This window comes from Pseudomonas sp. SDO524_S393 (assembly GCF_054071875.1).
The window spans coordinates 1-14,314 of the sequence record NZ_JBSVVZ010000064.1; the positions used below are offsets into that span (position 1 = coordinate 1).

Below are 14,314 nucleotides of genomic sequence, written 5' to 3' on the forward strand. Positions count from 1 at the left end.
GGGTCAGCCAACACATCAGTGACTGATCCTCTGCATTCGCGAGCAAGCCCGCTCCCACAGTTTTGATTGGGTTCACAACGAGGTCAGGCGTTACCCGCCAGCTTGAGGCGTGCCGCCTGGGTGAAATCCAGCATGCGCTTGAGCGGGCGCACCGCGTGCGGGATCACCGAGGGTTCCACGAAAATCTCGTTGCTGCCTTCGCGCAGGCACTGCAACGTGCGCTCCAGCGTGTTCATCGCCATCCACGGGCAGTGCGCGCAACTGCGGCACGCGGCGCCGTTGCCGGCGGTGGGCGCTTCGACAAAGACTTTATCCGGGCACAACTGCTGCATCTTGTAGAAGATGCCGCGGTCGGTGGCCACGATAAAGGTCTTGTTCGGCAGGCGCTGCGCCGCCGCGATCAGTTGGCTGGTGGAACCCACCGCGTCCGCCAGTTCGATCACCGAGGTCGGTGACTCCGGGTGCACCAGGATTGCCGCGTCCGGGTACAGCGCCTTCATGTCTTCAAGCTGCTTGGATTTGAACTCCTCGTGGACGATGCAGGCACCGTCCCACAGCAACATGTCGGCACCGGTCTGGCGCTGGATGTAAGTGCCCAGGTGCTTGTCCGGCCCCCAGATGATCGTCTCGCCGTTGTCCATCAGGCTTTCGACGATTTCCAGCGCACAGCTGGAGGTCACCACCCAGTCAGCCCGGGCTTTGACCGCCGCCGAGGTGTTGGCGTACACCACCACGGTGCGCTCGGGGTGCTGGTCGCAAAAGGCGGAAAACTCATCCACCGGACAGCCGAGGTCCAGGGAGCAGGTGGCTTCCAGGGTCGGCATCAGGATGCGTTTTTCGGGGGTCAGGATCTTCGCGGTCTCGCCCATGAAACGTACCCCCGCGACCAGCACGGTCTTGGCCGGGTGGGCGGCACCGAAGCGCGCCATTTCCAGGGAGTCGGAGACACAGCCCCCGGTTTCTTCGGCCAAGGCCTGAATCACCGGGTCGCAATAGAAGTGGGCCACCAGTACCGCGTCCTGAGCTTTCAACTCGGCGGCGATGGCGGCGCGCAGGCTCGCCTCTTCGTCGGCGCTGAGGGCCTTGGGCTGCTTGGCGTCGAGGTGGGCTTGAACCAGAAGGCGTTCGGAAATGTGCGTCATGTTCGCAAGACCTGCAGGCGCAGTTGCGCGAAAGTCGAGTATACCACCGGCTCTGGAGCCCTTCGGGCGCCGCCGGACGAAGTGATTGTGTTCATCAAGCACGGGTCAGGGTGAAGCTGCGCAAGGCTACAGAATATCGAGTGGATTCAAAAGCCTAAAGATGCATTCCGCATGTCGGCGCCAGACGCGTACCTGCTCAACCAAGTAGTCACTTGCGTTCCTAATCGGCTAATTAAAGCCGGATTTATACAACGCCACGATCAGCTCAAACAAAAAAACAGAACTTAAGACTTGTCTCAAAAACGTCCCGACAAATTGCCAAGCGCCTAAGTAACGGTAAGAATTGCCTCACTCAATTCATACCCGAGTCATACCGTGAATATTAAAACCATCATCGCCGATCATCATCCGGTCGTCCGTCTGAGTCTGCGCACGGTGCTGAACGAAGGTGGATATAAAATCGTTGGTGAAGCCGATACTGCCGAAGCCGTATTGAACTTGTGCAGCACACTTCGTCCGGGTTTGTTATTACTGGACGTCGCCCAGCCCGAGCTGGACGGTTTGCACTTGATCAGGCAATTGAAGTTGCGGGAGTTGCCCACCAAGATCCTGGTCTTTACCGGCCAGGTGTCGAACGCGATTACCGATCGCTGCATGGCGGAAGGCGCGCACGGCCTGGTCTACAAGCATGAAGATCCGTCCAGGTTGATCGACTCTATTCGCACGATCGCCACGGGATACACCTACTTTCCCAGTCGGAGGCCCGCCCCCGCCCACCAGGAATTCGATACCCAGCGGGACGAAAAACTGTTGAGTGCGCTGTCCCTGCGGGAACTCTGTGTTTTACAGAGACTGTCCTGGGGGCAGACTCAAAAGTCCATTGCCCAGACCTTGTGTTTAAGCAATAAAACGATCAGCACCTACAAAGCGCGGTTGTTATTCAAGTTAAACGCCAACACGTCCGTTGAACTGTATGAAATCGCCCGACGCAACGGATTGTCCTGAGCACTAAGGCTCCTGACATTTTTCAACTTACACCTGCAACGCCGCCACCTGTCACTGAAGAGGTGCGCACTTACGCGCCCGTTTCTTACATCACGTTAACGGAGGTCAGATTGCAATAGAGGACATTCAATGAGCACGGTCAACACACTCTTGTGCCTGGCGCTGAATATTTACCATGAGTCGCGTGGAGAGTCGGAGAGCGGCCAGATCGCCGTGGCCATGGTCACGATGAACCGCGCCGGATGGCAGCCGGAAAACGTCTGCACGGAGGTCTACAGGGAACGGCAGTTTTCCTGGACGAACATCCGCACCCCACTGCATCAAAAAGAAGACGGGGCGTGGCGCCAGGCCAAGAAAATCGCGAAAGAAGTGCTCAACGGCGAGCACCGGGACATTACCGACGGCGCCACGCATTTTCATGCCCATGGCATTCGTCCGTACTGGAGCCGAACCTTTGAGCGAAAAATGCGCATCGGCCGGCATATTTTCTACACCCAGAATTGAGCGCTCAAATGTCCTTGAGGTGCAGGTGCAGTTTGAACAACTCGGTGTCGGTACGCACATTCAGCTTGCGCAGGGCGGCCTGTTTCTGACCGCTGATGGTCTTGCGACTGCGCAGGAACTTCACCGCAATCTGCGAGACGGACATGCCCTCCAGGCAGCAACGCAGTACTTCGCGCTCCTTGGGCGACAACGCAGGATAGTTGACCAGTTGCCCGGTACCGGGCTCACCGTCCTCACTCGCCGCAGTGGGCGTCTCGGGAGTGGAATCCAGCTCCGAGGCCATTGCCGGCGAAAGGTACAAACGGTCCAGCGCAACGGTGCGAATCGCCCGCACAAGGTGCTCAGGGTCCTGGGACTTGCCGAAGAAGCCGTTGGCGCCCGCGCGAATGGCCATGTTGACCGTCGCGGGCCGCTCCATGGAAGAAAGCACCAGGATGCGCAATTCAGGGTAATGACCGCGCAATAACTGGATCAGCCGCAAGCCGTCGAGTTCACCGTCGCTCAATTGGTAGTCGAGGATCAGCAGGTCGATGGGCTCTTCGCGCAGGGCCTGCAACAGTTGATTACCTTGGGCGTAGACACCGACGACTTTGATGTCGGACTCGGCTGACAGCCGGATGGTCAGCGCGTCGCGGATCAACGCATGGTCATCCAAAAGGGCCACCTTGAGCGGTGAAACGACCGACCATCTCATCGTAAAGCCCTCTTGATGCATACAAGGTTGAACGAATCGCCTTACAGGATATTCGCTGATTGTGAACACACTATCCTAAGTTCGGGATAAAAAAAACCAGGGAAACATGTTTGCAAGGCGAGCATTTCCGCCTTCAACAAAAAACACATAACCATTTGTTTTTAATGATTTTTTTTAAAAATCCCACTCAGCCAGACGAACTGATCAGCGGCACGGCGCGACAGGCGGGAAAAGGTTTTCGGCAGCACTACACAAGCACAGCAGCGGACGCGGAGCTATGTTGACTAGTAACAAATCTTACAAACTGATATGACATGGACTACAAAATCTGACGTTTTTTAAAGCGCACCTCCAACCGGGCTGAACCGTCAATGCTTCCTGATCGGACCTGACACCTTGAAGAGTTCCCAACGCTTGTTCGCCTGGTTATCGGGCACCCTGATCATACTGACGGCCATCGGCGCCCTGGCCCAGACACGCGAGCCGGTGCAACTGCTGGTCAATGCACCCATCACCGCGCCGCCGGTCAAATTCGATGCCCAGACCCGAGCGTGGCTGGCCACTCACCCAGAGGTCAACGTGGCGATCTGGAGCGGCGCGCTGCCGCCGTTGCACATGGGGTTCGAGCAAAACCAGTTCGAAGGCGTCGCGGCGGATTACCTGGGAACCGTTCAAGCCGCCACCGGGCTGCACTTGAAGTTCTGGCGCTATCCCAACCGCAAGGAGGCTCGGGACGCATTGGCCCGAGGCGACGTTGACCTATTGGCGCTGCACGACATCACCGAAGGCCAGGACGGGCCGATCACCCAGTCCCGACCCTATCTGCTCAACCGCAAGGTCATCGCCCGGCGCATCGGCGAAACCCTGCCGGCGACCACCGACCTGGACGGCCAGCGCCTGGCCTACGTCGGTGACGACAGCGTCGGCGCCGCCCTGCAACAGCAGTACCCCAAGGCCCGCCTGATCCAGTACTCCAACCACCTGATCGGCCTGACCTCCCTGGTGTACAACCAGGCCGACGCCATGTGGATGGACGCCATCACCGCCGAATTCATGATTCGGCTGCTGTACAACAATGACATCTACATCGCCGGCAGCGCCCTGCCCCGCGTCTCGGCGGATATCAATTTCGCGGTCAGCGACCGCCAGCCGCAATTGCTCACAGCCATCAACACCACGCTCGATGCCATCCCGCCGCTGGACATGATGCGCATCACCACGCGCTGGGGCTTGAGCAACAACTTTGTGGTCGACCAACCGCCCCTGGACCTGGATGCCGCCGAGACGGCCTGGCTGGCCAACCACAAAGAGATCAAGGTTCTGGTAGCCGGAGCCTATGCGCCCCTGACGTTTTTCGATGACCATGACGGCTTCCAGGGCCTCAGCGCCGACCTGCTGAAAATCGTCGGCCAGCGCACCGGCCTGAAAATCGAGATCGTGCGCAGCAACAGCATTACTGCGATGCTCAAACAGCTCCAGGACAATCAGGCCGACCTGATCGCCGCCCTCAGTATCGGCGAGGCACGGCTCAAGCCCGAGCAATTCACCCGGCCCTACCTGATCAACCCGTTCGTACTGGTCACCCGCCGCACCGGCGCAACGTTCGACAGCCTCGACGCCCTAAACGGCAAACGCCTGAGCCTGCCCGCCGGCAACCCGCTGGCTGCCTGGCTCACGCAACACTACCCGCAGATCATCCAGGTGCCGGTGCCCAATGCCGTGCGCGGCATCGAAATGCTCTCCAAGGGCGAAGTGGAAGCCGCCGTGAATATCCAGATGGGCGCCGATTACTTCATCAAGCAGCATTTCCAGGACGCCTTGCAGATCAGTGCGGTAATCGGCGAGTACCCGGCCCGCATCGCCATGGCCGTGGGTGACGACGACCAGGCTCTGAAAAGCATCATCAACAAAGTGCTGCTGGGCATTCCGCCGGAAGAACTCAAGACCCTGAGCGACCGTTGGCGCAACCACGCAGCCCCGGCGGTGTCCAGTTCCTGGAACGCCTACAAGGACGACCTCTACCCCATCATCGGCGCCGCCCTGGCGTTTGTGCTGGCGTTTCTGGTGTGGAATTACTACCTGCAAATCCAGATCAAGAAACGACGCAGTGCCGAACTGGCCCTGAGTGACCAACTGGCGTTCAGTAAAACCCTGATCGACGGCTCACCCATCGCGCTGTACGTGCGCGACAAGTCCGGCCGCCTGGCCCATTGCAACCGCGCCTATCTGGAGTTTCTGCACACGACCCAGGACGAGGTCATCGGCAAGACCCTGAGTGAAACCGGGGTCATCTCGCCGACGCTGAGCGAGCAGTATCAGCAGATCTACGCCCACAGCGAGCAGAACCCGGAACCGACCTTCGCCGACCTGGACATCGACATCGACGGCCAGCAGCGTCAGATCTACCACTGGACCCTGCCCTTCCAGAATGCCGCCGGCGAGTTCTCCGGGGTGATCGGCGGCTGGCTGGACATCAGCGAGCGCGAGCAATTGATGGAACAACTGCTGCTGGCCAAGGAAGCCGCCGATGACGCCAATGAATCCAAGTCGACCTTCCTGGCGAGCATGAGCCATGAAATCCGCACGCCTATCAGCGCCTTGATCGGGCTGATCGAAATGCTCCGTGTCCGCGGTGGCACCCCGGAGCAACTGGACGAAAACCTGCGGGTGGCGCACCTGTCCGCGCAGTCATTGCTGTCGTTGATCGGCGACATCCTCGACCTGTCGAAAATCGAAGCCGGGGCGATGCAACCCCTGCACCGCCCCACACAGTTGGTCGAACTGCTGGAGTCGGTGCACACCCTGTTCGAAGTCAATGCCCAGCACAAGCAACTGGCCTTCGAGCTGCGCGTGGACGCCCATGACCCGGTGGTGATCATCGACTCGCTGATGCTCAACCAGATCATCGCCAACCTGATCAGCAACGCGATCAAGTTCACCGAACAGGGTTCGGTGACGCTGTCCCTCAAGCAATTGCCGGATGACGCGGTCTCCGGCTTTTGCCGCTACCTGATCGAAGTGCGAGACACCGGCGTGGGCCTGAGTGATACGGCGAAAAAAGCCATCTTCGAACCCTTCGTGCAGGTATCGCCCAACACCAGCGGCGTGCGCAGCACCGGCCTGGGCCTGAACATCTGCACACGCCTGGCGGCACTGCTCAACGCCCGCTTGAGCGTGACCAGCACCCTGGGCAAAGGCTCCTGCTTCCAGCTGGAATTCGCCGCCGAACGCACCCGGCTCAGTGCGGGCGCCCTGCCGGATCAGGCCCCCGGCCCGATGAACCACCGCCTGAATATCCTGGTGGTCGAAGACCACGCGCCCAATCGCCTGCTGCTGTGCCAGCAACTGGAATACCTGGGGCACCGCGTAGTGCCCTGCGACGATGGCGAAACCGCCCTGGCCGAGTGGAAACAGGCCGATCCGCCCTTCGACCTGACCATCACCGACTGCAATATGCCGTTGATGGACGGCTTTGAACTGACCCGTCAGATGCGCAGCCTGGAGCAGGAACGGGCGCTGAGCCCGCACCCGATCTTCGGCCTGACCGCCCACGCCCAATCGCAAATCGTGCAGGAATGCCTGGACGCGGGCATGACTCAGTGCCTGTTCAAACCCACCGGCATCGAGGCCCTGGCCCAGCACATCGGCACGGTATCGGCCGAGGCGGCCCGGCGTGTCGGTGCCGCCCTGGCCAGCGGCGGCGAGCTGCAAAAACTCAAGGTGCTGGCACCCGAGGCCTACAAGCCCCTGGTCGAGAAGTTCATCAGCGCCAGCCGTGAAGACCGCGCCAGCTTCGAGGCGTTGCTGGGCAAGGATGAGGTGAGAAAACTCGGCACCCTGACCCATAAAGTCAAAGGCGGCGCCTTCATGGCCGGTGCCCAGCAACTGGTCGAAGCCTGCACCCAGCTCGAAGCCTTGCTCGAACAAGACCCGCCCGGGGCTTACCACGCGCAGGTGGAACGGGTCATCGCCATCATGCACAGCCTGGAACAGCAGTTGCTGGCCGAGATCGCCTGACGCGTCAGTCCGTCAGCTCGACCCGCCACTGCCCGGCGCGGATAGGCGCCGCGATGAAAAACGGCAGGTCCGCCGACCAGTGCCGGTGTTTCACTGTCGAGTGGTAACGGCAAATCTCCTGGCCGGCCTGATCCAACACGCGCCAGCCCTGGCGCTCACCGCAGGCTTTGGGGCTCGGACCCCGAATCGCCTGAAAGCTCGCATTGCTGCCCACATGAAAACGCTCGGTCTGCCAGCGGATCGGCCCATGGCTCGGAAATGGCCGGGCACCCTGAAAGTCGAACCACTCATCATGATTCAGCACGCTCTGGCGCAGCATCGGCCAGACCTGCTCACGCAAGAAGATCTGATCGGCGAAGCGCGTCACATCCACCTGCCGCGCCAGCCAGGCTTGCATCAACGGTTTCAACCGCGGCAACCCGCCCCGGCAACCGCCCCACAGCCCCGCCAGAATCAGCTCGGTATGGCTGAAGTAATCGCGAATATGGTGAAACCAGCACGGGCTCGCCAGCCACTGCTCGACCGCAACTTGCTCGCGTTCGGATAACAGCGAATCGGCATCGCGAATCAGGTAACGATCCACCTCGGGGTCATCCACCACCAGAAAGCGCCACATCAACGGGTGCACGCCATCGCGGGCCGCACCGCTCATGTCGATCACCTGGGCGCCGGCGTCCAGCAGACGTTGGCGGATCAGCGTCGGCACGCTGTCATCCAGGTAGACGCGGCAACGCCACGCCGGGAACAACTCCCGCGCCGCGTGCACGTTGGCGATGGCCGATTCACAATAGCGCGGGCTGTCGCCGAACAGGGTGTAGGCAATGATATTGCGCTCGGGCGCGTCGGGCCTGAAGGCCGCAGGCGCCGCCGCGCGCGGGCCGAGGTCGACGCCCTTGCCGTGACGCGCGTCGGCCAGGGTCAACGAACGCTGGCCGTAACGGCGGACGTCGTCGCGCAGGCCCAGGTGGCCGCAGACTTCAGTGAGACCGTCAAGCCAGGTCGAACTGGCCTGGGCCTGCAACGCCGGGGGCGCGTTGAAGATCTGCAGGTACACGGCATGCGCCCGGCTGAACTGATTGAGCCGCATCAGGCACAACGCATAATCCGACAGCACGCCCATGTGCTGCGGCACGATCTTCAACGCGCCCTCGGCGGCCCCCAGCGCGGCAGCGAAGTCACCGCGCGCCATGGCCGCCTGGAATGCCTGGGCACACAGTTGAAACTGCCGGGCCGGGTTGGCCGCAGGTTTTTTGTGCATTTTCATCGTGCTTCTCCCCGCAGCCAGGCGCCCAGCGCACCGGCACCAGCGTACTGACGCAGAATCGCCTGGTAACCGTCGAAGCGGTTGCTGATCTCGCTGACACGGTTGCCGTAGTGATCGGACTCGGCCGACAACACGTCCAGCAAGGTGCGCTTACCCAGGTGGTACCACTGCTCATAAAACGCCACGCGAATACCGTCGGACTCGTTCGTCAGGCTGCGGTACAACTCGGCCCGCTCCAGGAACGTCCTGGCCTCATGGTTCGCGGTGCGGATACCGTATTCCAGGTCCAGCCGCTGTTGCTCGGCGGTTTGCCGACCGGCTTCGGCGCGCTGCAACGCTGCGCGTTCCGAAGCACGGGTGGAGCCGCCCCGGAAAGCGCCCCAGGACAGCGCCAAGTGGGTTTCCCATGGCTGCTCGCGGCCCAGAGAGTCCTCGGCGGTGGATTTGTTGATCACCCAGTTCAGTTGCGGCAAGGACGATGCGCGCACCACCTTGGCTTGCAACTCGGCGGACTCGGTCTGCTCCCGCGCCTGGTTCAGCGACGGGTGGTTGTCGACCTTGCCCAGCAACGCATCGAGGTTGGCCAGGCGGATGTTCCATTGCGGCGTGCGCGGGATCGCGATCGGGCGGTCCCCTACCAGTTTGCGCAGGCTGATCTCGGCATCCTTGGCCTTGGTGTCCGCCGCGTCACGTGCCGCCTGGGCCTGCAACATGCGCGACTTGGCCTGGGTCAGCTCGCTGGCGCGGCCCTTGTCCACCGCGACGATACCGGCCAGCATCTTGACCAGTTCGTTCATGCGGTCCACGTACTGCTGGCTGAGGTCGACGATCAAACGCTGCTTGCCCAGTTCGACGATCCGGTTGGTCACATCGAACGCCGAGTTTTCCAGCTCGGCCTCGATGGCCGATGCCGCTGCCGCCGACAGGTGCCGACGGCTCTCGATGGTGCTGCGGATGCGTCCCCAGTCATACACCGGCGTGACGATGCTCAGGTTGATCCCGGTACCGCCGGAGCTTTGGTCATCCGACGAGCCGCCGAACTTCTTCGAACCGGCGGTGGTGCTCAGGTCGACCTGGGGCCAGCGTTGTCCCTTGGCTTCATCGATGTCGGCATCGGCGGCGGAGTGCTCCGCCACGGCGGCCTGCACCTTGGGGCTGCGCTCGGCGGCGGCTTGCACGGCCCGTTGCAGGATCTCGCGCAGCTCACGCTCGGACGGCCCCACCGCAGTCACCTGCCGCATGGCCACCGACTCGGACACGCCCAGCGTGGCCAACGCCGATACACCCGGCAGTTCGCCGCTGCGCGAAGGCGCCACGTTGACCGTCGACGGCGCACGCGGCACCGGCTTGGCCACGCTGTCGGCGTCCACCCTGGAGAACGACAGGTTCTCGCTGCGTGACGACGCGGCACGCGCCGGTGGCGGAGAAACCGTTGCCACTGCGGGCTTGAACGTCACCACTTCAGCACGACGCGGTTCGACGACCGGTTGCACCGCACGCACTACCGGCGGCGTCGGCTCAGGCTTGAACGTAATCACCTCAACGCGACGCGGCTCGACAGCCGGTTGCACCGCACGTACCACGACCGGCGTCGGCTCAGGCTTGAACGTCACCACCTCAACGCGACGCGGTTCGACCACCGGCTGCACTGCACGCACCACCGGCGGCGTCGGCTCAGGCTTGAACGTCACCACCTCAACGCGACGCGGCTCGGCAACGACAGGCACCGCACGCACCACAGACGCCGCCGGTGGCGTATAGGCCACAGCCGGGGCAGGCTTGAACATCACCACTTCGGTGCGACGCGACGCGGCGACCGCCGGCGCTGCACGCGCCGGAGCCGGTGCGGCCTTGGCCGGTGAAGCCGCTAAAAACGCGAGAAACTCATCGGCCTGAACCGAGGCGCCGGACAGCCCCATCGACAGCCCGCAAACCAGCGTGGCCAGCAGGCTCAGACGAAACGTCGGCGCAGCCGTACCCTGTGCCGACGGCGTGGGCCGTCGGGCATGTGTGTAAGTCATGATCATCTCTCCCGGAAGGCTTCGCGCGCCTTGAGCACGGGCTTGAGCAGGTAATTGAGGATGGTTTTTTCACCGGTGCGGATTTCCACCGATGCCACCATCCCCGGAATGATCGGCAGCGACTTGCCGCCCGCCGTCAGCTCACTGCTGTCGGTCAACACCAGCACGCGGTAGTAGGTGTCATCCGGGCGACCCGACGCGGCCTTTTGGTCGTCCTTGAGGGTATCCGGGCTGATGTGTTCCACCCGGCCCTTGAGGCCGCCATAAATCGCGTAGTCATACGCCGTGATCTTCACGGTCGCCGCCAGGCCCGGGCGCAGGAACGCCACGTCCGAAGGGCGGATCTTGCCTTCCACCAACAGTTGTTCTTCCAGGGGCACGATCTCGAGGATGTGCTCGCCCGGCTGGATCACCCCGCCAATGGTGCTGACCCGCACGTTCTTCACGGTGCCGCGTACCGGTGCGGTGATGGTGGTGCGGTCACGCACGTCGGCGCGGCCCACCAGGTTTTCGCTGATCTGCGACAGCTCCAGTTCCAGCTTGGAAAGTTCGGAGTTGGCGTCGGCCTGGAACTTGTTGGTGCGCTCGACGATTTGCGACTTGATATCGTTGGCCGAACGGCGGATGCGCAGCAGCTCGACTTCAGACATCAAGCCCTTGGCCGCCAGCGGCTCGGCCAGACGCACTTCACGGGTCGACAACTGATAGCTGCGCTCCAATGCACTGATGCTGTCGTTGAGCGCGCGTTTGCGCGACTCGTAGGCACGGGTTTCCTGGGCGACCACATCCTTGTCCTGCTTGACCTGGTCGTCGAATTGCAACGGCTGCGAATAGGCCTCGGAGCGCAAACGGCTGATCGAGGCTTTCAGGCCGATGACCTTGGACAGCACTTCGCGGTAGCTCGACTCGGCACGGGTCGGGTCGATGCGCAGCAGCACATCGCCCTTCTCGACGATGGCGCCTTCACGCACATTCATGTCCAGCAGAATTCCGCCTTCCAGGCTCTGGATCACCTGCTCGCGGCTCATGGAAATAATCTTCGCTTCGCCCAGGGTGATTTCCTCGACCCGTGCGAAGTACGCCCACACCACGCCGATCACCAGCACGGCGGCGATGAGGTACAACACCAGCTTGGAGCCGGGGGTGGTCTGGGACAGCAACGACTCTTTGACATCGTTCATGAACGCGGCATCGCCGGGTTCGAGGTTGGCCTTGGGTTGACGGCCGAAAAGTGTACGGATCACGGGGCTACCTCACCTGTCGCGGGGCCTGAAACAGGAGGGGCCGCGGGTCGTGTTGCGTTGTTCGTGGGCACCGGGGTGCGTGGGTTGATCTGAAACGTCGGCGCGTCCTTGCCGGGCGTACGCACCGGCGCCGGGGCCGGACGCGCCCGTGTCTTGGCCGCTGCGGCCTTGGCCGGCTGCTCGGGTTGTGCCGGCTGCGCCGCTTTGGGCTCGGCCTTGCCCGACAGCGCTTCGAGGATCTGCGCCTTCGGGCCATCGGCCACGACCTTGCCGTCGTCGACCACCACGATGCGGTCCACCAGCGCCAGCAACGAAGGGCGATGGGTCACCACCACCATGGCCTGGCCTTCGGTGGCCCGCTTGAGGTGATCCAGGAACGCCATTTCGGTCTGGGTATCCATGGCACTGGTGGGCTCATCGAGCAGCAGCATTTTTGGCCGCGCCAACAGGCTGCGCGCCAGGGACACCAACTGCCGTTGACCGCCCGACAAGCCCTCGCCCATTTCGCCGATCGGCAAGTTGATGCCCTTGGGGTGCTTGGCCGCGATGTGGTCCAGGCCGGTCAGGCGCAGTACCCGCAGAAACTCCTCGGCGGTGGCGTCGGGGCGGCCGAGCATCACGTTTTCACGCAGCGAGCCGTAGAACAGGCGGGCATCCTGGCCCACATACCCGACGGCTTTGCGCCAGTCGGCCGGGTCGATCTGGTTGACGTCCAGGCCATCGGTGAACATCTGCCCTTCGACCGGCGCGTACAGCCGGCCCATCACCCGCAACAGCGTGGACTTGCCACTGCCGATACGCCCCAGGATCGCCACCCGCTCGCCGGGCGCAACCGTCATGTTGACGCCTTGCAGTACCGGTGGGTTGGGCTGCATCGGCGGCGCCGGGTACGAAAAGCCGACGTTCTTGAGGGTCAGCTGGCCCGACAGCGGTGGCTTGGACAGGTACTGGGCTTTAGGGTCGCGGTCCACCGGCATGGCCATCAGGCCGTTCAGCGAACCGAGCGCCGCCTTGGCTTGCTGGAAGCGCACCGCCAGACCGATCACCTGGCCCAGCGGCCCCGTGGCACGGCCGGCGAGCATCACGGTGGCGATCAGGCCGCCCATGCTCAAATCACCGGCATCGATCAGGTACACACCGATGATGATCAGCACCACGGTCTGGATCTGTTGCAGGAACGCCACCACGCCGGTTGCCAGGCTCGACAGCGAGCGGGACTTCATGGATGTGGCCGCCGACAACGCGCTGAAGTTCTCCCAACGGCGCTGCATGTAGGCTTCGCCGCCCACCGCCTTGAGGGTTTCCAGGCCTTCGACCGACTCCACCAGCACGCCTTGCTTGAGCGCGCCTTCGCGCATGTTCTCTTTCATGGTGCGCGCCAGCGGCCACTGGATGATCACGCTGATGATCAGAATCAGCGGAATCAGCAGCAACGGCACCCAGCCCAGCGGGCCGCCGACCACAAAGATCACGCCGACAAACATCAGCACGAACGGCAGATCGGTGAGCGCCGCCAGCGTGGCCGAGGTGGCGAAGTCGCGCACCGATTCGAACTCGCGCAATTGGTTGGCGAACGAGCCGGACGACGCCGGTTTGTTTTCCATGCGGATCGACAGCGCCTGGCGGAACAACATCGTGCCCAGCACCAGGTCGGCTTTTTTGCCGGCCACGTCCAGCAAGTGCGCCCGCACATAACGGGCAATCGCTTCGAAGATCATGGCGATGGACACACCGATGCCCAACGACCACAGCGTGACGAACGCCTGGTTGGGGACCACGCGGTCGTATACGTTCATGGTGAAGAAAATGGTGGCTAGGCCCAGCACGTTGATCAGCACCGCGCCGATGGCCGCGCTGCGGTAGTAGCTGCGATAGCGCCACAGGGTGCTGAGCAGCCAATGGCCGGCCGGGCGCGGCGTTTCATCACCGGCGCGCAGGTCGACCTTGGCGCGGGGCTTGACCAGAATCGCGTGGCCGGCGTACAGCGCGTCTATACCGGCCTGGTCCAGTTCCACGGGTTCGAGGCTGACTTCCGGCAGGATCACCTGGTAGAAGCAGGCGCGTTTGCCTTCGGCGTCATTGCGCATTTCGCGACCGAGCAAGATGCAACCGCCCTGCTCCTTGCGCAGCAGCACGATGGGCACCAATTGCTTGGGCAATGCCTGGGCGCGGCGCTCCACCAGCCCGGCGGTGAGGCCAGCGGCGGACAACGCGGCCAGCGCCAGGGACGGCGCCAATTGACCGCCCTTGGGCAAGCCGGCAGTCAGGGCTTCAGGGCTTTTGCCCACGCCGTAGTGATCGCAGATCCACGACACGCTGTCGAGCAGCGTGTCCTGGACGGTGGTTTGACGCGCGGGCAACACGGGAGGCTGCTCGCTGGGGCCAACAGGCACGTCTGTAGTCATCACAAGAGTCCTGGGTCG

General features: G+C 62.7%; 9 protein-coding genes. 3 read left to right on the forward strand and 6 right to left on the reverse strand.

What is annotated here, in order from left to right:
• Window positions 1–83: 83 nt before the first annotated feature.
• On the reverse strand, window positions 84–1,142 hold the full coding sequence (nadA, locus tag ACW9IB_RS23400) for a quinolinate synthase NadA (protein WP_457367162.1): 1,059 nt from the start codon (window positions 1,140–1,142) through the stop codon (window positions 84–86).
• 375 nt (window positions 1,143–1,517) lie between these two features.
• Between nadA and ACW9IB_RS23405 the strand changes: the two genes are divergently transcribed.
• Complete coding sequence (locus ACW9IB_RS23405) at window positions 1,518–2,147, forward strand: response regulator (protein ID WP_457415678.1); 630 nt, start codon at window positions 1,518–1,520, stop codon at window positions 2,145–2,147.
• Window positions 2,148–2,276: 129 nt separating this feature from the next.
• Window positions 2,277–2,651: a cell wall hydrolase gene (locus ACW9IB_RS23410; protein ID WP_457367160.1), complete on the forward strand. Its 375-nt coding sequence runs from the start codon at window positions 2,277–2,279 to the stop codon at window positions 2,649–2,651.
• Between the two features lie 4 nt (window positions 2,652–2,655).
• Here the strand turns inward: ACW9IB_RS23410 and ACW9IB_RS23415 are convergent, their stop codons facing one another.
• Entirely contained in the window at window positions 2,656–3,345 is a 690-nt protein-coding gene (locus ACW9IB_RS23415) for a response regulator (protein WP_457367159.1), read from the reverse strand.
• A 396-nt stretch (window positions 3,346–3,741) separates the two neighbouring features.
• On the opposite strand from ACW9IB_RS23415, the gene ACW9IB_RS23420 reads away from it, so the two are divergent.
• Complete coding sequence (locus ACW9IB_RS23420; RefSeq protein ID WP_457415679.1) at window positions 3,742–7,362, forward strand: transporter substrate-binding domain-containing protein; 3,621 nt, start codon at window positions 3,742–3,744, stop codon at window positions 7,360–7,362.
• A 4-nt stretch (window positions 7,363–7,366) separates the two neighbouring features.
• Here ACW9IB_RS23420 and ACW9IB_RS23425 read toward each other — a convergent pair whose 3' ends face one another.
• From ACW9IB_RS23425 to ACW9IB_RS23440, 4 genes are read right to left on the reverse strand one after another with little or no spacing between them, the layout of a single operon-like run.
• Window positions 7,367–8,626 carry a tetratricopeptide repeat protein gene (locus ACW9IB_RS23425; RefSeq protein ID WP_457415680.1) on the reverse strand — a complete coding sequence of 420 codons (1,260 nt, stop codon included), beginning with the start codon at window positions 8,624–8,626 and terminating at the stop codon, window positions 7,367–7,369.
• Window positions 8,623–10,647, reverse strand: coding sequence for a TolC family protein (locus tag ACW9IB_RS23430; RefSeq protein ID WP_457415681.1), 2,025 nt, complete (start codon window positions 10,645–10,647; stop codon window positions 8,623–8,625). The genes ACW9IB_RS23425 and ACW9IB_RS23430 overlap by 4 nt, the downstream gene beginning before the upstream one ends.
• A 2-nt stretch (window positions 10,648–10,649) precedes the next feature.
• Window positions 10,650–11,891: an HlyD family type I secretion periplasmic adaptor subunit gene (locus tag ACW9IB_RS23435; protein ID WP_457367155.1), complete on the reverse strand. Its 1,242-nt coding sequence runs from the start codon at window positions 11,889–11,891 to the stop codon at window positions 10,650–10,652.
• Window positions 11,888–14,296, reverse strand: coding sequence for a type I secretion system permease/ATPase (locus ACW9IB_RS23440; protein ID WP_457415682.1), 2,409 nt, complete (start codon window positions 14,294–14,296; stop codon window positions 11,888–11,890). The genes ACW9IB_RS23435 and ACW9IB_RS23440 overlap by 4 nt, the downstream gene beginning before the upstream one ends.
• Window positions 14,297–14,314 lie beyond the last annotated feature (18 nt).

What these genes read in the sequence shown, in the direction of transcription:
- nadA (WP_457367162.1), bottom strand. Translation starts at nt 1,142, where the DNA reads ATGACGCACATTTCCGAACGCCTTCTGGTTCAAGCCCACCTCGACGCC.
- ACW9IB_RS23425 (WP_457415680.1), bottom strand. Translation starts at nt 8,626, where the DNA reads ATGAAAATGCACAAAAAACCTGCGGCCAACCCGGCCCGGCAGTTTCAA.
- ACW9IB_RS23430 (WP_457415681.1), bottom strand. Translation starts at nt 10,647, where the DNA reads ATGACTTACACACATGCCCGACGGCCCACGCCGTCGGCACAGGGTACG.
- ACW9IB_RS23415 (WP_457367159.1), bottom strand. Translation starts at nt 3,345, where the DNA reads ATGAGATGGTCGGTCGTTTCACCGCTCAAGGTGGCCCTTTTGGATGAC.
- ACW9IB_RS23440 (WP_457415682.1), bottom strand. Translation starts at nt 14,296, where the DNA reads ATGACTACAGACGTGCCTGTTGGCCCCAGCGAGCAGCCTCCCGTGTTG.
- ACW9IB_RS23410 (WP_457367160.1), top strand. Translation starts at nt 2,277, where the DNA reads ATGAGCACGGTCAACACACTCTTGTGCCTGGCGCTGAATATTTACCAT.